The organism is Pseudomonas sp. NPDC008258 (assembly GCF_042956345.1).
In the GTDB taxonomy this organism is placed as follows: domain Bacteria; phylum Pseudomonadota; class Gammaproteobacteria; order Pseudomonadales; family Pseudomonadaceae; genus Aquipseudomonas.
This window is the reverse complement of record NZ_JBIBGE010000003.1, coordinates 1-19,250: the sequence shown is the minus strand read 5'-3', so window position 1 is coordinate 19,250 and position 19,250 is coordinate 1. Positions and strand designations below refer to the sequence as shown.

Annotated in this window: 16 protein-coding genes and 2 pseudogenes; 15 read left to right on the top strand and 3 right to left on the bottom strand. The window is 54.9% G+C overall.

What is annotated here, in order from left to right:
- Nucleotides 1-154 precede the first annotated feature (154 nt).
- The 15 genes and pseudogenes from ACFY9W_RS02975 to ACFY9W_RS02905 all read left to right on the top strand — a co-directional run bounded on the left by ACFY9W_RS02975 (nucleotide 155) and on the right by ACFY9W_RS02905 (nucleotide 16,471).
- On the top strand, nucleotides 155-1,453 hold the full coding sequence (locus tag ACFY9W_RS02975) for an FAD-dependent oxidoreductase (protein ID WP_391125529.1): 1,299 nt from the start codon (nucleotides 155-157) through the stop codon (nucleotides 1,451-1,453).
- Between the two features lie 14 nt (nucleotides 1,454-1,467).
- Entirely contained in the window at nucleotides 1,468-1,788 is a 321-nt protein-coding gene (locus ACFY9W_RS02970) for an SMR family transporter (protein WP_391125526.1), read from the top strand.
- A 49-nt stretch (nucleotides 1,789-1,837) separates the two neighbouring features.
- On the top strand, nucleotides 1,838-1,987 hold the full coding sequence (locus ACFY9W_RS02965) for a hypothetical protein (RefSeq protein WP_391125523.1): 150 nt from the start codon (nucleotides 1,838-1,840) through the stop codon (nucleotides 1,985-1,987).
- Nucleotides 1,988-2,431: 444 nt separating this feature from the next.
- Nucleotides 2,432-3,544 (top strand): annotated as a pseudogene (locus ACFY9W_RS02960) (HAMP domain-containing protein); the annotation flags it as partial.
- Between the two features lie 333 nt (nucleotides 3,545-3,877).
- Nucleotides 3,878-4,402 (top strand): annotated as a pseudogene (locus ACFY9W_RS02955) (methyl-accepting chemotaxis protein); the annotation flags it as partial.
- A gap of 145 nt (nucleotides 4,403-4,547) precedes the next feature.
- The gene (locus tag ACFY9W_RS02950) at nucleotides 4,548-6,032 is read left to right on the top strand and encodes an aldehyde dehydrogenase family protein (protein ID WP_391125520.1); all 1,485 of its coding nucleotides are present in this window, start codon (nucleotides 4,548-4,550) and stop codon (nucleotides 6,030-6,032) included.
- Between the two features lie 11 nt (nucleotides 6,033-6,043).
- Nucleotides 6,044-7,267 carry an FAD-dependent oxidoreductase gene (locus tag ACFY9W_RS02945; RefSeq protein WP_391125517.1) on the top strand — a complete coding sequence of 408 codons (1,224 nt, stop codon included), beginning with the start codon at nucleotides 6,044-6,046 and terminating at the stop codon, nucleotides 7,265-7,267.
- A 31-nt stretch (nucleotides 7,268-7,298) separates the two neighbouring features.
- Complete coding sequence (locus ACFY9W_RS02940; RefSeq protein ID WP_391125514.1) at nucleotides 7,299-8,699, top strand: aldehyde dehydrogenase family protein; 1,401 nt, start codon at nucleotides 7,299-7,301, stop codon at nucleotides 8,697-8,699.
- A 5-nt stretch (nucleotides 8,700-8,704) separates the two neighbouring features.
- Entirely contained in the window at nucleotides 8,705-9,982 is a 1,278-nt protein-coding gene (gene gabT, locus ACFY9W_RS02935; RefSeq protein ID WP_391125511.1) for a 4-aminobutyrate--2-oxoglutarate transaminase, read from the top strand.
- Nucleotides 9,983-10,009: 27 nt separating this feature from the next.
- The gene (locus ACFY9W_RS02930) at nucleotides 10,010-10,330 is read left to right on the top strand and encodes a 2Fe-2S iron-sulfur cluster-binding protein (RefSeq protein WP_391125508.1); all 321 of its coding nucleotides are present in this window, start codon (nucleotides 10,010-10,012) and stop codon (nucleotides 10,328-10,330) included.
- Nucleotides 10,331-10,360: 30 nt separating this feature from the next.
- Nucleotides 10,361-11,311 carry an agmatinase gene (gene speB / locus ACFY9W_RS02925; protein ID WP_391125505.1) on the top strand — a complete coding sequence of 317 codons (951 nt, stop codon included), beginning with the start codon at nucleotides 10,361-10,363 and terminating at the stop codon, nucleotides 11,309-11,311.
- 28 nt (nucleotides 11,312-11,339) lie between these two features.
- Complete coding sequence (locus ACFY9W_RS02920; RefSeq protein WP_391125502.1) at nucleotides 11,340-12,569, top strand: cytochrome P450; 1,230 nt, start codon at nucleotides 11,340-11,342, stop codon at nucleotides 12,567-12,569.
- Nucleotides 12,570-12,580: 11 nt separating this feature from the next.
- Nucleotides 12,581-13,384: a coniferyl-alcohol dehydrogenase gene (locus tag ACFY9W_RS02915; protein WP_391125499.1), complete on the top strand. Its 804-nt coding sequence runs from the start codon at nucleotides 12,581-12,583 to the stop codon at nucleotides 13,382-13,384.
- Between the two features lie 53 nt (nucleotides 13,385-13,437).
- Nucleotides 13,438-14,817: an aminotransferase gene (locus ACFY9W_RS02910; protein WP_391125496.1), complete on the top strand. Its 1,380-nt coding sequence runs from the start codon at nucleotides 13,438-13,440 to the stop codon at nucleotides 14,815-14,817.
- A gap of 265 nt (nucleotides 14,818-15,082) precedes the next feature.
- Complete coding sequence (locus ACFY9W_RS02905) at nucleotides 15,083-16,471, top strand: sodium:solute symporter (RefSeq protein WP_391125493.1); 1,389 nt, start codon at nucleotides 15,083-15,085, stop codon at nucleotides 16,469-16,471.
- A 15-nt stretch (nucleotides 16,472-16,486) separates the two neighbouring features.
- Here ACFY9W_RS02905 and ACFY9W_RS02900 read toward each other — a convergent pair whose 3' ends face one another.
- The 3 genes from ACFY9W_RS02900 to ACFY9W_RS02890 all read right to left on the bottom strand — a co-directional run.
- Nucleotides 16,487-17,074, bottom strand: coding sequence for a TetR family transcriptional regulator C-terminal domain-containing protein (locus ACFY9W_RS02900; RefSeq protein ID WP_391125490.1), 588 nt, complete (start codon nucleotides 17,072-17,074; stop codon nucleotides 16,487-16,489).
- 104 nt (nucleotides 17,075-17,178) lie between these two features.
- Nucleotides 17,179-18,189, bottom strand: coding sequence for an AraC family transcriptional regulator ligand-binding domain-containing protein (locus ACFY9W_RS02895; protein WP_391125488.1), 1,011 nt, complete (start codon nucleotides 18,187-18,189; stop codon nucleotides 17,179-17,181).
- A gap of 344 nt (nucleotides 18,190-18,533) precedes the next feature.
- Nucleotides 18,534-19,250 (bottom strand): ISL3 family transposase (locus tag ACFY9W_RS02890; RefSeq protein ID WP_391125486.1); only part of this gene is annotated, 717 nt, incomplete at its 5' end.

Sequence of the window (19,250 nt, the reverse complement as noted above, 5' to 3'; positions counted from 1 at the left end):
GACTTCCTAAATACGAATACGCTTATATTGCTATATACGAATACGCCTGTATTGATATTTTTCAACGGCACAGCCTTGAACCCAAGCGCAAATGATACGGGAAAGTGAGCTTCACACGCTTGGTAAGGCCTGGATGCCGATATGAGGAGTGGTGATGGGTCAAAGAAAGCGAGTCGTGATTGTTGGCGCAGGCTTTGGTGGGCTTGCTGCCGCGAAGGCTATGGCCGGGAAAGACGTTGAGGTAACCCTCGTCGACAGGACGAACCATCACCTCTTCCAGCCGCTTCTTTACCAGGTTGCCACCGCCACCCTTTCCCCGGCCGACATCGCGTCGGCGACCCGTACCGTCGTACAAGCGGAGAACGTGCAGGTCATCATGGACGAGGTCGTCGGTGTTGAGACCGAGCACAAAATGGTGATGACCGCGTCCAGGAAGAATCTTCCCTATGACTACCTGATCCTCGCCACCGGCGCCGATTACTCATTCTTCGGCAACGACGCGTGGGCAAAACATGCCCCCACCCTCAAGACACTTGAAGACGCCCTGTCGATTCGCGAGAGCTTGCTTGCGAACTTGGAAAAGGCCGAGCGGAGTGTCATGACTGAAGAGATCGAGTCTCTCCTCACATTCGTGGTGGTTGGCGGCGGGCCGACAGGGGTGGAGATGGCGGGAGCGATTGCGGAGCTCGTTCGCTCTGCCCTCTCCAAAGACTTCAGAAATCTCGATCCCTACATGGTGAAGATCCTGCTGGTCGAAGCCGGCCCTTCGATCTTGTCAGTATTCCCGAAGCACTTGTCGGCCTATGCGGTCACTGCACTTGAAAAGCTCGGTGTAGAGGTACTGCTCCGGTCGCCCGTGACTGCTATTGATGCTGATGGCATCGACCTTGGTGATCAACGAATCAATAGCCGGAATGTCATGTGGTGTGCCGGCACTCAAGCTCGTCCTGCAGCGAAATGGGTAGGCGCCACCGCCGACCGGAACCTCGCTGTAAAGGTCTCGAAAAACTGCTCAGTCCTCGGGCAGCCAGACGTCTTCGCGATTGGCGACGTTTCGAGCTTTGACTCTGGAAAAGGGCTGCGCTTACCAGGCCTGGCTCCCGTTGCAAAACAGCAAGGTCGATTCGTTGGGAAGCTTCTGCTCGACCGGATAGCAGGCCGAGCCGAACCCGAAGTGTTTGTTTACAAGAACTGGGGGACGATGGCCGTCATCGGTCGATCCCACGCAGTCGCTGACTTTGGAAAGATACGCCTGAAGGGGTTCGTTGGTTGGCTGGCCTGGTCACTTGTGCACCTCATGCTCCTGATCGACTTCCGAAGCCGTGCATCCGTCTATCTACACTGGTCGTGGGCATGGTTCACGCGTGGACGTGCGGCCAGGCTGCTGACCGGAGTGAAGCGCGACGTTAAAGCCTCAAGCACACCCGCTATCGCTAAACCAGTTGATTCTTAACGAGAGGAAAAATCATGGCTTGGTTCTACCTAATTCTCGGCGGCATATTCGAGGTAGGTTTCACAACCTGCATGCGTTACACCGAAGGGTTTAAAAATGTCCCTTGGACAATCGCATTTGTTGTGTGTATCGGCCTGAGCATGTTCTTCCTGGAGGTAGCGGCTCGAACAATTCCTCTGGGTACTGCCTATGCAGTTTGGACAGGCATTGGCGCACTGGGCACTGTAGCAATCGGCATGATTTGGTTTGGTGAACCAAGTACAACCATTCGAATCCTTCTCGTTCTTGGCGTTGTTGCCTGCATCGTTGGACTCAAGCTTACTTCAGGCCATTAACATCATATCGGCGCACCTACCTGGCGCGCCGAACACAGTGGAGAAAACAATGGATATTGAAAACGAATGGATTGGCTGGACAATTTGCATGTTGATAATCGTCGCCGGCTGCCTCATTCATGGCATATCCGCACTTCCATCTGGCGATATCAAAAAATCGAAAGGTTCAAAGTCGAATCAGGTGAATGATCGGGGTTGATTGAGCTTTCGTACCAAGCCTTGAGATCTCTGCCTCGCAATCTGCGAGCTCATTATCCCACCATACCAGTATTGTTTTTATAAGCTTCGTCATTTGGAAATCCTCCGAAGGAAACCCTTTGTCGAGCATTGGTGCCTGCGAGTCAAGCATATAGCGGCGTCTTGGCCGAACAGGATCCTTTGTGACCCTTTCGGCCATATTTTACAAAGCGCGCATGCGTCAAAATCGCGCACTCGCTCGCAGAACCAATAGCGCTAACTCTAAAAACAAACTGGTGTGCTCGTGCAGTTATCAATCAAAAATAAGATCGTGATACTCGCAGGACTCAGTCTACTGACAGTAGTAGGCGTTCTCTTGAGCGTCAATTTTTCTCAATCGCAGAAGAGTATCGGCTTTGTCAAGGAAAAAACCTTGATACTTGCAGATGATGCTGCCATTGAGAGAATGAAGGCTTACAGCGAAAATCAGTCCTTAAAGATTCAGGCGTATTTTATCCGAGCATTCTTGTATGGTGGTGGAGTTCTTAGTCAGCTTTCACAATACAAAACGGACGCTTCTAAATTCTCGCTATCTCACGAACAGCTGAGAAGCATGCTTCATGCACAGGTTCAGAAATCTCTGTCCAGCAATAGCTCCCTGCTGAGCATGTATACAGTTTACGAACGTGACAAGCTTGATGGTGACGACAACAGTTTCCAAAATCGAGAAGATGTAGGAAGCATTGATAGCGGCCGGTTCTCTAGCTATTGGACTCGACGCAATGGCCGGATAAGCCAGTTGTCGACACTTGAGGAGACCATGAGCGACACCAGTCCCATGCTGGACGGTACGCCATTCAATGCTTGGTACACCTGCCCTATCAGCTCGCTGAAGCCTTGCATGCTCAACCCCTACATTGAGGAGCTTGGCACACAGAAAAACCTGATCACATCCATCACCTTCCCCATGCTGGAGAACAATAAGCCGGTAGCTGTGCTTGGCATGGATATTGGTCTTCAGCGGCTGCAAGAACTCGCTACGGAAGGAGCTAAATCGATTTTCAATGGTCGAGCTAGCATCAGCATTCTCAGCTCAGGCGGCCTTGTCGCGGCCTACAGCAAGGACGCCTCATTCCTGGGCAAGCCTGCGCAGGAAATCTACGGTTCACACACTCCAGAAATCCTGAAGGCTGTGTCATCGGAGAACTCGACAATCATTCGAGCGGATGAGGCGCTGAGGATCGTCAGTCGGTTCTCGCCCATCCCTGAGAGCAAACCGTGGCTGGTCGTAATCGAAATTCCGACATCCATGTTGTTCGAGCCTTCTCGCGCCCTTGAAGGAGAGCTCGACCAGCAAGCAAAGACATCACAGCGCAACAACTTTCTAGCCGGTCTCGCTGCTGCTCTAGTCGGTTTGATTCTGATGGGCATCATGGCACGACGCGTCACACACCCCATCGGCAATGTGTCGTTACTGCTTAAAGATATCGCCAGTGGCGAGGGTGATCTGACCCAACGGCTACCCAAGCGACAGAATGATGAGCTAGGAGAGCTGTCTTCCTGGTTCAACATGTTCCTAGACAAGCTTCAGCCAATTGTCGCCCAGGTGAAGTCCTCGGTGCTAGAAGCCCGGGAAACGGCACACCGCTCCTCAAAGATCGCCGCAAGCACCAGTGATGGCATGCAGCACCAGTATCGAGAGATCGACCAGGTGGCCACTGCATCACATGAGATGAGCGCTACGGCCCAGGACGTTGCTCGGAGCGCCTCACAAGCAGCGAATGCAGCTGAAGACGCTGAATCAGCTGCCAAGGCCGGCCTGGAAGTGATTCATTCGACTTCAGAGCGAATTGCTTACCTTGCCAGCGAGATGACTCAAGCCATGTCGCAGGTAGAGAGCCTGTCCAACAGCAGCGAGCAAATCGGCACGGTACTGGACGTCATCAAATCCATCGCGGAACAAACCAATCTGCTCGCCTTGAACGCGGCCATTGAAGCTGCTCGCGCTGGCGATGCCGGGAGGGGATTTGCAGTGGTTGCGGATGAGGTCAGGAGTCTGGCCCGCAGAACCCAAGAGTCAGTTGAGCAAATTCGAGAAGTCATTGAGAACCTCCAGACAGGTACTCGTGCGGTGGTTGGCTCAATCGGCAAAAGCCATTCCGACGTGCAAGGCACTGCGGAGCAAGCAACGGTGGCACTTTCCGCCCTCACCCGCATCAGCGATGCAGTGAGAGTGATCAACGACATGAACCTGCAGATCGCAACGGCCGCCGAGGAGCAGAGTTCGGTCGCCGAGGAGATCAATCGGAACGTTGCCAATGTGCGCCAGGTGACGGAATCGCTTACGAATCAAGCAGATGAATCCGCTCAGATCAGCCAGTCTCTGAACAGCTTGGCCACCCATCAGCAAACGCTAATGTCGCAATTCAAGGTGTGACAGATGGTCGCGCTGACCAAAGGCCTTTTTTTAACACAACTGTCGTGCTATAAAGATTTCAAAACGCTCCTCCCCTGCCTGCGCCCTGCGTACCAGAAAGGAAACGAAGGTGGAGCACCTACAAAAACCCGGAGGTACTGAGTCGATGAATCGCTCTATTGAGTTTTGGCAAACCAAAGTTGCTGGCCTGAAACCTGAAGGGAGGGCCTTCATCGATGGGAAGTACGTCGACTCGATCTCAGGTAAAACCTTCCCTTGCATCAACCCTGCAACCGGGAAAGAAATTGCCCAGATCGCGGAGTGCGACCGGGCTGACGTGGATCTGGCCGTTTCGATTGCCAAGCAACGTTTCGAGAGCGGTGTCTGGGCTAAACGTTCCCCTACCGAACGCAAAAATGTCCTGCTCAAACTGGCTGCGCTCATCCAGGAAAACATGGAAGAGCTCTCCCTGCTCGAGTCTCTCGACATGGGCAAGCCAGTCGAGGTGTCTTACACCTACGAGATGCCAGAACTGAGCGGCTACGTACAGTGGGTCGCCGAAGCCGTCGATAAGCTTTACGACGAGGTAGCGCCGACTGGCCAGGGTGACCTGGCACTAATCCGTCGCGAGGCGCTTGGGGTTGTCGCCTGCGTTGTGCCGTGGAACTTCCCGCTGGACATGGCCATTTGGAAATGTGTCCCTGCGCTGGCAATGGGCAACTCGGTAGTGCTCAAGCCCGCTGAGCAATCCTCCCTCACCGCCATCAAGCTTGCGGAACTGGTCAAAGCTGCGGGCGTGCCAGACGGCGTGTTCAACGTATTGACTGGGTTCGGTGAAACCGTAGGTGCACCTCTCGGCCTACATATGGACGTGGCCTGCTTGGCCTTCACCGGCTCGACCGAGGTGGGCAAATACTTCCTCAAGTATTCCGCTGAATCCAACATGAAGCTGGTTTGGCTGGAATGCGGCGGCAAGAGCCCGAACATCGTCTTCGCCGATACCGAAAACCTCGAACAAGCCGCCGAACTCGCTGCCCGAGTCTTCTACAACCAAGGCGAAGTCTGCTCCTCCCCTACCCGTTTGCTGGTTGAAGAGAGCATCCACGACGATTTCGTCGCCAAGGTCATTAAGTACGCCGAGAGCTACGAGCCGGCCGATCCGCTGGATCCTAACGCGTTGATGGGCGCGATGGTCGAGGACATCCACACCCAGCGCGTCATGCGTTATGTCGAAGCGGGCAAGGCTGAAGCAACCTTGGCCTATGGCGGCGAGCAGGTTGTGATCAACGGAAGCTCCAACTTCATCCGTCCGACCATTTTCACTGGCGTGACCAACGACATGCGCATCGCCAAAGAGGAAATCTTTGGCCCTGTTCTGAGCATCATCAAGTTCAAGACTGAAGCAGAAGCTATCGAGATCGCGAACGACTCGATCTACGGCCTGATGGCTTCGGTGTTCACCTCCAATCTCTCGCGCGCCCACCGTGTCGCTGAAGCTCTGAACGCAGGGACTGTGACCGTCAACACCGTGGACATGATCTCCCCCCTGGTGCCATTCGGCGGGGTGAAACAGTCGGGCAACGGTCGCGATAACTCGCTCCATGCATTCGAAAAATACTCGTCCCTAAAAACCACCTGGATCAAGTATTGAGAGGCGACGCCATGAGTGTCGATAACGTTGTAATCGTGGGAGCCGGCCAAGCCGGCTTCCAAGTCGCAGCCTCGCTTCGTCAGGCCGGCTTTGAGGGTAGCGTCACCATCATCGGTGACGAGAACAACATTCCTTACCAGCGACCGCCGCTGTCCAAGGCCTACCTGAAGAACCTGGCTGACGAAACCTCGATTCAGCTTCGCCCAGATAACTTCTATGCGGACAACCGTATTGAATTGATCAAGGGCGACAAGGTTGAGCGGATCGACCGCCACTCCAAGACCGTTGTGACCGCAAGCGGTAAAACGCTGCAGTACGACAAGCTGGCGATCACCACCGGTACTCGCCCGCGCCCGCTGGATCTGCAAGGTGCCGATCTGCCAGGCGTTCACGCTCTGCGGTCGTTCCTCCACGCTGCTGATCTACGTGATGACATCCAGAAGCACCAAAACATCGTGATCATCGGTGGAGGGTTCATCGGCCTGGAGGTCGCCGCTTGCGCTGCTGGCCTCGGCAAGACCGTAACCGTACTCGAGTATGCGCCACGTCTGATGGGCCGTGCTGTTTCGATGGTGAGCTCGGACTTCTTCAAGGCCTACCACGAAAGCATCGGCGTGCGAGTCATCACCGATGCTCGCATTGAGCGGATCGAGGGTGTGGATCGCGCTGAAGGTGTTTCACTCCAGAGCGGTGATCAGATCCCTTGCGACTTGATCCTCGTCGGGGTAGGTGCGCTCCCCAACGTTGAACTCGCAGAGCTCGCTGGCCTGGGCTGCGATAACGGGATCTTGGTCGACGAATTTGCAGTGACCTCCGACCCCCACATCGTCTCTGCTGGCGACTGCACTAACCACCCTAATGCCTTCGCCAATGGCAGGTTCCGCCTCGAGTCCGTACAGAACGCTATCGACCAGGCAAAGGTGGCGGCTGCCAGCATCCTCGGTACCGCGTCCGCCTATAACGCGGCTCCTTGGTTCTGGTCGGATCAGGGCGAAATCAAACTTCAAACCGTGGGCCTGCCATTGGGCACTGATGAGCTGGTGGTGCGTGGCTCAACGGAAGAGAAGAAATTCAGCGTCTTCCACTATCGGGAAGGCAAGTTGATCGCTGTGGAAAGCATCAACTCCGCTGGTGACCACATGGTTGCCCGCAAGCTGATTACCACAGGTTCCAGCCCTGCACCTGCAAGGGTTTCGGACTCGACCGTAGAGCTTAAGTCGCTTCTCGCCGGCTAACGCATCTCAACCTGAAAACTGGAAGAACGTTATGACTCAGACAATCAAGGTCAATGCACCATTTGATGGTGCGTTGCTGGCAGAACTCCCTGCTTCAAGCGACGAGCAAATCGAACAAGCGCTGGCCACCGCGCACGCCCTGTACCGTGATCGCAATGGCTGGCTGAAAAAGGCCAAGCGAATCGAAGTCCTCAAAAAGGCGGCGACCATCATCGCCGGTCGCCGTGAAGAGCTCGCTCGCCTGGTAGCTCAGGAGTGCGGCAAACCCTACAAAGATGCGCTGATCGAAGTCGACCGTGGCGTTGATTGCCTGCATATCTGTGTGGAAGAGCTTCGCACCAAATCTGGCTCTGTAATCCCGATGGATCTGAACGCCACCTCTCAAGGCCGCATTGCGTTCACCCAGCCAGAGCCAATCGGCGTAGTCCTGGGCGTCAGCGCCTTTAACCACCCATTCAACCTGGTGGTTCACCAAGCAGCTCCTGCGGTAGCGGTCGGTGCTCCGGTAATCATCAAACCTGCGGCCAAGACTCCACTGAGCGGCTACGCCTTCATCGAGATTCTGCACGAAGCCGGGCTGCCTAAAGAGTGGGCTCAGATTGTGCTGCCTGCCACCAATGAGCAGACCAGCAAAATGGTCGCCGACCCACGCGTAGGCTTCCTTTCCTTCATCGGCTCCGCCGCAGTTGGCTGGATGCTGCGCTCCAAACTCGCGCCTGGCACCCGCTGCGCTCTGGAGCATGGCGGTGTAGCCCCCGTGATCGTTGCTCATGACGCTGACCTGCCCATGGCAATTCCGCGTCTTGCTCGCGGTGGCTTCTGGCACGCAGGCCAAGCGTGCGTTTCGGTACAGCGGGTATTCGCTGATCGCCGAGTCGCTCGTGAAGTTGCAGAGCGCCTGGCCGCAGCTGCCGAGAAGATGTCCGTGGGTGATCCGGTGCTGGAAACCACAGATATCGGGCCGATCATCTCGCACCAGGAAAACAACCGTATCCACGAGTGGGTTCAAGACGCGGTTGCACAAGGTGCAGAGCTGATCTGTGGCGGCAAGAAAATCAGCGAGAGCTGCTACGCCCCGACAGTGCTGCTGAATCCTTCGGAAAAATCGAACGTGATGCGCAAAGAGGTTTTCGGGCCAGTCATCTGCGTATCCAGCTTTGACGACATCAATGCGGCATTGAAGGAAGCGAACGCTCTCGATTTCTCCTTCCAGGCCGCCGTTTTCACTCAGAACGTAGATACCGCCCTGTACTGCTTCAAGCACCTCGACGGTACCGCAGTGATGGTCAACGAAAACACCCTCTTCCGTGTGGATTGGATGCCATTCGCCGGCGCCCGCCACTCAGGCCACGGCGTAGGCGGTATCCCCTACACCATGCACGAGCTGCAAGTCGAAAAAATGATGGTATGGCGCTCTGACGTCCTGAACTGAGAAGTATGAACATGAATAACAAAGAACTTCTTGCCCGCCGCGACAAAGCGCTTCCACGCGGCGCTGCAACTGCTCTCCCAGTTTTCGTAAAGAAGGCTACTGGTAGCGAAATCTGGGATGTCGAAGGCAACCACTACGTGGACTTCGCATCCGGCATCGCCGTCAACAATACTGGCAACCTTCACCCAAAAGTGGTCGAGGCTATTGAGGCCCAGCTCAAGAGCTACGCGCACATCGGTTTCCCAGTGCTGTCGTGCGAACCTTACGTGCGCCTGTGCGAGCGCTTGATTGAGCTGGCACCTATTTCAGACGCCAAGGCCACGCTGTTCACCACCGGCGCAGAAGCGACTGAAAACGCGGTAAAAGTCGCGCGCTATTACACCGGCCGCCAAGGCGTAGTGACGTTCACAGGTTCGTTCCATGGCCGTACTCAGCTCGCACTGGCGATGACCGGCAAGGTGCAGCCGCTGCGTACTGGTGTCACTCCATCTCAAGCAGGTGTGTACCAGGTTCCGTTCCCGATTGAGCACCATGGCACGTCTGAGCAAGACAGCCTGAAGGCTCTCGATCACCTGTTCCGCGCAACCATCTCGCCAGATCAGGTTGCAGCCATTGTCATTGAACCTGTGCAAGGTGAAGGTGGCTTCTATCAAGCCTCTCCGGCCTTCATGCAGGCCTTGCGCAAGATTTGCGACGACCATGGCATCTGCTTTGTCGTGGACGAAGTGCAGTCAGGCTTCGGTCGCACTGGCAAGTTCTTCGCTACTGAACACGCCGGCGTCCAACCCGACCTGATCGCTATCGGTAAGGCCATGGGTGGCGGTCTGCCGCTGTCCGGCCTGATCGGCCGTAGCGAAGTAATCGATGCGCCTCCTCCTGGCTTCCTGGGTGGCACGTTCGCCGGCAACCCACTCGCCTGTGCTGCAGCCAATGCTGTCCTGGACGTAATTGAGAGTGAAGGCTTGCTGGCCCGTGCCAATGCAATTGGTCAGAAAATTCAGTCGTTCCTGACCGACCTCAAAGGCGCTGCCGGCGTTCTGCCATTGGGCGACATTCGCGGTCTCGGAGCGATGGTCGCCTTCGAGATCGTAAGCGAGGCAGGTACTCACACTCCGGATGCAGACGCCACCAAACGTGTAGCCGCCAAAGCCAAAGAGTTGGGGCTGTTGCTGCTGCCGTGCGGTTACTACGGCAACACCATCCGAGTATCCGCTCCCCTAACCATCACTGACGAAATCTTGGAAACCGGACTTTCCCGCCTGGCCGGCGCACTCAAGGCCTAACAACTCTACCGAGCCGAGATAATAAAAATGGTCAAGATCACTTTCGTGCAGCCTGATGGCTCCTCCGTAGAAGTCGACGCAAAAGTCGGCGGTACGGTGATGGAGGCAGCAGTCAACAACATGGTTAAAGGTATCGATGCCGACTGCGGTGGTGCATGCGCTTGCGCCACCTGCCATGTCTACATCTCCGATGAGTGGAAAGAGAAGCTCCAGGCCGCCGAGGTTATGGAGAGCGACATGCTTGAGTACGCATACGAGCCTGACGCCTCAAGCCGCCTCTCCTGCCAGCTCCGTATTACCCCGGAGATGGAAGGCTTGGTAATTCGTGTTCCTAGTCAGCAGAGCTGACTAGGTTTCCTCAGAACAGGAGATGAAACCATGAGTTTCAATCAGCCTCTTGGTGGCAACCAAATGCCCCGTTTCGGCGGCATCCCAACCATGATGCGCTTGCCTGAAGCCAAAAGTGCAGCTGGGCTCGATGCATGCTTTGTGGGCGTTCCGCTGGATATCGGTGCTTCCAACCGCTCGGGTACCCGAATGGGGCCACGTAGCATTCGAGCAGAATCCTGCCTGCTGCGCCCCTTCAACCTGGCAACTGGTGCGGCCCCGTTTGAGAGTCTGCAGGTAGCTGATATTGGTGACGTGGCCATCAACACGTTCAACCTTCCTGACGCCGTAAGGCGGATTGAAGAGGCCTACGACGTCATCCTGGAAAACGATGTAGCACCACTTACGTTGGGTGGCGACCACACGATCACCTATCCGATTCTGCAATCCATCGCGAAGAAGCATGGCCCTGTGGCGCTGATCCATATCGATGCTCACGCTGACGTAGGCGAGCACATGTTTGGCGAGAAGATCGCTCACGGCACCACGTTCCGTCGTGCCTATGAAGACGGTTTGATCAATCCAAATCTGACCTTCCAGATTGGTCTGCGTGGTACCGGCTACTCGCCAGACGATTTCAACTGGTCGCGTAGCAAGGGCTTCACCGTAGTGACCTCTGACGAATGCCAAGGCGTATCACTGGCGCCGTTGATGGAATCGATCAAAGCCAAAATCGGCGATACGAAGGTGTACATCTCCTTCGATATTGATGGTCTCGATCCTTCGGTAGCACCAGGTACCGGTACTCCGGAAATCGGCGGCCTCACCGCTTACCAAGGACAGCAAATCATTCGTGGGTGTAAAGGCCTGAATGTCATCGGTGGTGACGTTGTAGAGATCTCACCTCCATACGACAGCACCGGCAATACCTCCCTGCTGGGCGCAAACCTGTTGTTCGAAATGCTCTGCGTCCTGCCCGGCGTCAAATATCACAACGTCTAATAACAACCAACTTTGTGGGTAAAAGCTCATGAGCCGTATCGATGTTGATAAGGTCAATCTGGCAGATATGGAATTTTGGAAACGCCCGGATCGCGAAGAAGCCTTCGCTGCCCTGCGTGATGAAAAGCCTGTCAGCTGGCACGATTTTCCAGAAGGCTCTGCAGAGCATGGCTGCAAAGGGTTCTGGTCGGTCGTTCGCTACGATGACATCGTCGCCGTCAGTGGTGATGCGAAAACGTTTATCAGTGGTGAAGGTACCATCGTAGGCGATCAGTCCATTGAAGAGGCGCACCAGGAAGGCTGGTTCCTCAACATGGATGCTCCGCGTCACTTCAAACTTCGCCAAGTCGTGGCTCGTGCGTTTTCACCCCAGGGTGTTACCAAGATGTCGGAGGTTGCAAAGCAATATGCTGCCTCCACTGTCGCTAGCGTTAAGGAGCGCGGCGAGTGCGACTACGCCAAAGATGTCGCGCAAGCCTTCCCTGTAGAGGTGGTCTGTGACTTCCTCGGGGCTCCCAAAGAAAATCGTCGTCGCCTGCATGAGCTGACAGTCACTGCACTGGCCGGCGATGTCCTGGGCGCGAACGCTGTAGAAGCTATCACAGGGGCATTTGCAGAGCTTAACGACTACGGTCGTTACCTGGCTGCTGAAAAACGCAAAAACCCAGGTGACGACATCCTTTCGATGATTCTGGCCACGGAAGTCGAAGGTAAGAAGCTCGATGACGTCGAGGCCGGTTACTTCTTCCAGCTTCTGGTCACTGCAGGCATGGAGACCACCGGCACCGTCGGCGCCCATGCCATGAAATGCTTCCTGGAATTCCCGGAGCAGATGAAGATCTGGGCCAATGATCCAGTAAGCGTTGCATCTACCGGTTTCGAAGAGCTTGTGCGCTGGGTTAGCCCGGTAATGCACATGCGCCGTACCGCTTCCCGTGACACCGAGATCAATGGCCAACGCATCGCCGAAGGCGACAAAGTAGTCATGTGGTACAACTCGGCGAACCGTGACGCGACCAAGTTTGAAAATCCCTACGACTTCAACGTGCTGCGCTCCCCTAACCCACACCTGGGTTTCGGTGGCGGCGGTCGCCACACCTGCCTAGGCGCCCACCTCGCCCGCTTGGAGCTGCCATTCCTGCTTGCTGAAACCCTGAAGCAGCTGAAGGACATTGAGCTGGCCGGTACTCCTGAATTGATCCCGTCGCGCTTCATCAACGGTATCGCCTCTCTTCCAATTCGCTTCAAAGCTGCCTAAGGAATGCCAACATGTCGTTCACTGACAAACGAATCGTAGTAACCGGCGTCTCCTCGGGGGTTGGCCAAGCGACTGCTGCTGCACTCACGAAGGCTGGTGCATACGTCATTGGTCTTGACGTGAAGCCGGCGCACGATAACTGCAGCCAGTTCATTCTATGCGACCTGTCCAACCCGAGCTCCATCGATCAAGCATTGCTGGATATCACCCAGCCAATCGATGGCCTGGCGAACATCGCCGGCGTCCCTGGCAGCTTGCCAGCTGACATCGTATTCAAGGTCAACTTCTTGGGTTTGCGATACCTGACTAACAGCCTCCTGCCCAAGCTCGCTGACAAGGCGTCGGTCGTCAACGTAGCGTCCACTGCTGGGGCCGGTTGGCGGAAGCACAAATCGGTCAGTGAGCGCCTGCTGACCATCGGTGATTGGCGCCAATGCCTGGAGACTTTCCAGGAGCTGAAGATGGATGCCGTGACCACTTATGACTTCACGAAAGAGCTAGTCATCCTCTACACCATGCTGATCGCCAGCAACCAACGTCACCGGGGCGTGCGCGTGAACTCGGTCAGTCCTGGTGCTGTTTGCACTCCGATCCTGGCCGACTTCTACGACACCATGGGTGACGAGCTGCTTCAGAACCTCAAGCAGCAGGCTGGCGGCCGTGATGCCTATCCAGAAGAAATCGCCGGCGCCATCCTGCTGATGCTCGATCCGAAAGGCTTCTGGATCAACGGAACTGACCTCATTGTCGACGGCGGTGCTGAAGTCCTGATGAACCTAGAAGGTCTGGCTACTCCCCCGCTGCCATTCAACTGAGCTATTCATGCACCGAGACAGCGCGCTGTCCCGGTGCTTCGCGAGCGCAAACCATGAACGACAATTCCCGCGCACTAGCTGATGCAGATGTGATGAGCGTTTTGCATCCATACACCGACGCCCGCAAACATCAAGAGCTTGGGCCTTTGATGATTGAGCGTGGCCAAGGTATCTATGTTTACGACTCGGAAGGTAAGGAATACATCGAAGCGATGTCAGGACTCTGGAGCGTAGCTTTAGGGTTCAGTGAGCAGCGCTTGATCAAGGCAGCAGAAGCACAGCTTGGAACACTGCCGTTCTACCATACCTTCAATGGGAAGGCGCATGCACCAAGCACCAAGCTTGCCCGGAAACTGCTTGATCTAGCTCCAGTACCGATGAGCAAAGTGTTCTTCACGAACTCGGGCTCAGAGGCCAACGATACAATCGTCAAGCTCATCTGGTACCGCAACAACGCCCTGGGCAAACCTCAGAAGAAGAAACTCATCAGCAGGCTGAACGCCTACCATGGCGTCACCGTGATGAGTGCCAGCCTGACCGGTCTCCCCAACAACCACCGAGGCTTCGATTTGCCGCTCGCCCCGGTGTTGCATGTGAGCTGCCCGCACTACTACCGCTTTGGCCTACCTGGTGAGACTGAAGAGCAGTATGCCGACCGTCTCGCGCAAGAACTCGAGGAGCTGATTCTCCGCGAGGGCGCCGATACCATCGCAGCCTTCTTCGGTGAACCTCTCATGGGCGCAGGCGGCGTACTGGTTCCGCCTCGGACGTACTGGCAGAAGATTCAAGCAGTCTGCCGCAAATACGACATTCTCCTGGTAGCTGACGAGGTAATTTGCGGGTTCGGCCGCACTGGCTCCATGTTCGGATGCGAGACCTTTGATATCTATCCTGATGCCATGCTCGTATCGAAGCAGCTCTCCTCCAGTTATCAGCCCATCGCTGCGGTGCTGATAAACCAACGCATCTTCGACCCAATTGCAGATCAATCCCACCAGATTGGTACCTTGGGGCACGGTTTCACCGCAACCGGCCATCCCGTTGCATCTGCTGTCTCACTGGAAAACATTCGAATTATCCAGGAAGAAAACCTCGTCGCCCGGGCCTCAGAGATGGGTGCTTTGTTGCATGAGAAACTCAGCTGCTACCTCGATCATCCACTGGTTGGTGAAGTGAGGGGTCAAGGCCTGATTGCAGCTGTGGAACTCGTTTCGGACAAGGCCACCAGGGCCCGCTTCGATACCCCGGGAAAAATCGGGGCATACCTGGCCCAACGAGCCCAGCACCATGGATTCATCACCCGCAATATTGGTGATGCCATCGCATTTTGCCCTCCTCTGATTACTACCAAAGCCGAGATTCAAAAAATCATTGACCGGTTCGAGTGGGCACTCAGCGACACAGAGCGCTGGTACAGCGCTCAATCTGCTTAACGTTTCCAATGGTTACGCGCTTTGCCCCGGATTTGCGGGGCTTTTTTTCGTCGTCACTTTAAATGGCCGATTAAGTAACTATCTGGCCTTCCGAGCCCTATCCCGCTGATGTGCTTAGCAGCAGAATCCGGATGAACGCTGAATATCTAACTCAAGACGCAGCCAGCCACCCCTATAAAAATACTGAAAGGAAATCACCCAAGCCCACGAACTAAAAATAGCCCAGATCCCGTTTCGATATTTAACAATAATAAAGGTGCACATTATGAGTCTCGACATTGCAGCAATTGCAATTTACGGTTTTGGCATGTTGTTATTAGGATGGTATGGCATGCGAAAGGCAACGAGTACCGAGGCCTATTTGGTTGCAGGCAGGAATCTTGGCCCCGGAATGTACATGGGGACAATGGCAGCCACTGTACTAGGTGGGGCATCGACAATCGGTACCATTCGCCTAGGCTACGAGTATGGTATTTCTGGACTTTGGATCTGTGCAGCCATGGGCTTCGGCATTCTGGTTCTGAATTTTGCACTAGCTAAGCACTTGCTGAACCTTGAGCTCATGACGGTAAACCAGGTTCTGGAGAAAAGATTCAATAGCTTTGCCCGAAGAGCTAGTGCAATCATCATGTTTTCTTACGCCCTGATGGTTTGCGTGGTGTCTTTTCTAGCGATAGGCACAGTTGCCGAAGTCATATTTGAACTTCCAGGCTGGGTGGCAATCCTGGTGGGAAGTCTGGTCGTAATCGTCTACTCAACTATTGGCGGCATGTGGTCGTTAACTTTGACGGACATGGTGCAGTTCTTAATCAAGACAGTAGGCATGCTCTTGATCTTACTCCCGGTTTGCTTGATAAAGGCGGGTAACTGGGAGGGCCTTCAGGCCAAGCTTCCAGAGACTTATTTCAGCCTGTCCAGCCTTGGATGGGAGAAAATCACGACTTACTTCGTTATCTATTTCTTCGGCATTTTGATCGGACAAGATATTTGGCAGCGGGTTTTCACCGCCAGATCCGTCAAAGTTGCCAAATATGCGGGTGTGTTGGCCGGCCTGTACTGCTTCCTTTACGGCTTGGCAGGTGCCGTGATTGGGATGTGCGCGAAGGTACTATTTCCGGATATCGAGAATACCAGCACTGTTTTCGCCACTGCAGTCGAACACACCCTACCAGCTGGACTTAGAGGGCTAGTAATCGCAGCGGCTCTCTCAGCCATGATGTCTACAGCAAGCGCAGGCTTACTGGCATCCTCCACTCTTCTCACTGAAGATCTACTGCCCAACCTCAAAGCTTCGGGCAGAAATCCCCTAATGATCAGCAAAGCCATGACCCTTGCGGTTGGCTCAATTGCCTGCGTCATCGCCCTGTGCGTTACAGACGTCCTTGATGCACTGACTATCGCCTACAACTTCCTGGTCGGCGGAATGCTAATCCCCTTGATAGGTGCCATCTACTGGAAGAGGGCCACCACACCCGGGGCTGTTACGAGCATGCTGTCGGGCTTCGTAACAGTAATGCTCTTGATGTGGTGGGAGGGCGTGGACTCCAACGGTGCAATCTATTGGAGCCTGGCTGTAAGCGGAGTGAGCATGGTGATCGTCAGTTTGGCAACGTCGAAGCAACAGGTAGGGCTGTTCGAGAAAGGACTTGGCTAGTAGACGCAAGCAGGCCTAGAGCAACCGGCTCATTGCGGCAGTCACTAGCCACTGACTGCGATGAGCCGGGAAGCGATCAGGATCGAGCAAGAAGGAAACAAGGAGACCATCTGTAACAGCTACGATGAAATCAATCTCATCCTCCAGTTGCCCCTGGATCTTGAATTCGCCAGTGCTCAGGCCCTCACCAATGTAATCGCGAAGATGACTTCTGAAGTTCGCATAAACGTCATGGAATTTCCGGCGTAAGTTTTCATCTTGGCGAGCCGCAGCCCAAAAAGACACAGAGATGACGGCATCATGTTCATCGCTGACTTGAGGGGTGAGTTCCTCAATGACAGCTCGAACCTTTTCCTGTGCCGATTGATACTCCCCTACTCGATTCTCAATCCGTGAAAAAGCCTCTTTGGAGATTTCATCAAACGCAAAGTCAATGAGTTCTTCTTTGCTATTGAAATAATGGGCCAATGTTCCGCTACTGAACCCTCCTTCGCGAGCAATTCCTCGTATCGTTACATTCGCCAAGCCCTCTTTACCAATAGAGCGAATCACCGCCTTAGTAATTTCGGCTTTTCTTAATTCGTGGTCGACAATTTTTGGCATGGCTGAAATAACCGTACAAGTTTTGTGGATCTAATGATCGCAAGGATGCCGACTCAGTCGTTGAAAATCAATGACTTTGACTGCAAACGCCTCTCGAATCGCATTCAAGCCTTGTAAGCCCCCGGAGCAAGGCCGCTCCACCTCTGGAATGCTCGACGAAACCCTGCGCCATCGCAAAAGCCGAGGCTTTCCGCGATTTGATCAGTAGGCAGTTTCCCATCCTTCAACATGATCTTGGCTCGCTCGAAACGAACTTCATCAAGGAGCTGACGATAACTCGTTTTGAACACGCCCAGTTGCCGCCTGAGTGTACGGGCCGAGCAGTGCATTTGATGAGCCACATCCTCCAGAGGAACGGGGTTTTGCAGGTCACGCTCCAAGATCAGCTTCACACGCTGGAGCCACTCCCTCTCTGCAGCGTATTCACGGTTCTGCCTCCGACATGCCTCGATAACCTCCATGTGGGAGACCGCATCGCGCATGGGCAGCTTCATGTCTAACAGTGCCGCGTCGAAGACCATCAAATTGCGAGGCTGATTGAATGAAACCTTGCAGCCCAGGTGCTCTTGGCACAGTGCCGCATGGCTTGGAAGCACGGAGCCCTCGAAGGTGACTTCGTCCAGTGAAAACGTCTGCTCCAGGATGTCGCTACAGCTGCGCTTGAAAGAGGAAATAGCCAGCTCCGCGTAGGAAACCTTCAAGTCGGTGGCGCCTGAGTAGCCGCTGAAAATCACCCTTGCCCGTCCTTCTCGCTCATCGAGTGCCAGGTTAAAGCCGTTGGCGATGAGCGCTGGAAATTCAGCTGCCACGCTCAATGCGTCACGGAGCGTAGGCGCGGTGAGCAGCGCATAGCCCAGGAGGCCATACACAGAGACCCTGGCATTGAGACCGATCTCGAGCGTGATATTTCTGTGAGGGAACATCGCGTTGACGTTGCGATAGACCACATACTCATCAACGATTTTGATTTTTCGGGTCAAGTCGTCGAGCATTTCCAGGGTGATCTCACTTCCCTCAAGCGCGGAAGCGGGATCCCGACCGGCAGCCGTGACCTGAGCAACCAGTTGCCTTGTGTGATGCAAGGACGTCAACGAACAGCTTTTCCAACCACTCATGAGTGTATTCTCGAGAAGCCCTGAAGCCTGCAAGGCAGCGCCTGTGCGCACACCAACTTATACCCCTCACTGAGGGGCCTTACATCGATTGCTTTGCTGCTAGCCCGCCGCAGTGGCGGCACGGGCAGCAAATAGGAGCATCAGGGTGTAGAGAATTTCTTGTATTTTCATGGAGCCCGGCCCTTCTTAGCGTTTTTGTAGGTCGCACGGCCTGCTTGGAGCAAACCGCGCTTGAGCATCTCTGGCAATCTTTTTAACACGACTGTCGTGCCAACAAAAGCCAAGTGACGAACGGCACGGCGGTGCCGGTACCGCCGAATCCACCCAAGCAAAAAAAAGGTTCTTCACGGATTGCCGGGAAAGTCATTCTTGATCTTCATGAAAAAGAACTCGCTGTCCCGGTAGCCGTAAGCCATCCGCTTGATCACCTTGATCCGGTTGTTGATACCCTCCAGCTGCCCCGTGTGCATGGGCCAACGCACCCTGCTCAGGATGCCGCGCCAGTAGTTCTTCAGGCGTTTGGCGAACTGTTTCAGAGCCGGTATCGCGCTTTCATCAGCCAGTCGCAGCCATTGCTTCCAGGCTGATCGCCAACCCCAGGCAGTGGTGGGTGACCACAGCGCTTTGAGTTCTGCCTTCATCAGATAAACCGTCATCAACGATTGGTTAGCTGCCAGCAGATCCTGCAGGCGTACCTGCTGATCTTCACGCTTGAGATTCTCCGGATTACGCAGCAGCAGCCACCGCGCCTGCTTGATCACCTTGCGGGCAGGTTTGTCATTACGCAGGCGATTGGCCTCGTCGACCCGCACTCGGTCAATCACTTCTCGCCCATATTTGGCGACCACATGAAACAGGTCGTACACCACTCTCGCCTGAGGACAGTGCTGGCGCACCTCCAGATCGAATGCGGTGTTCATGTCCATTGCCACGGCTTCGATCCGCGCACAGCCCTCCGGCCCCAGTTCCTCAAAGAACGGTCTGACCGCGGCTCGGCTACGGCCTTCGCCAATCCAAAGCACCCGACGGGTATCAGCATCAAGCACCACGCTGGCGTAGCG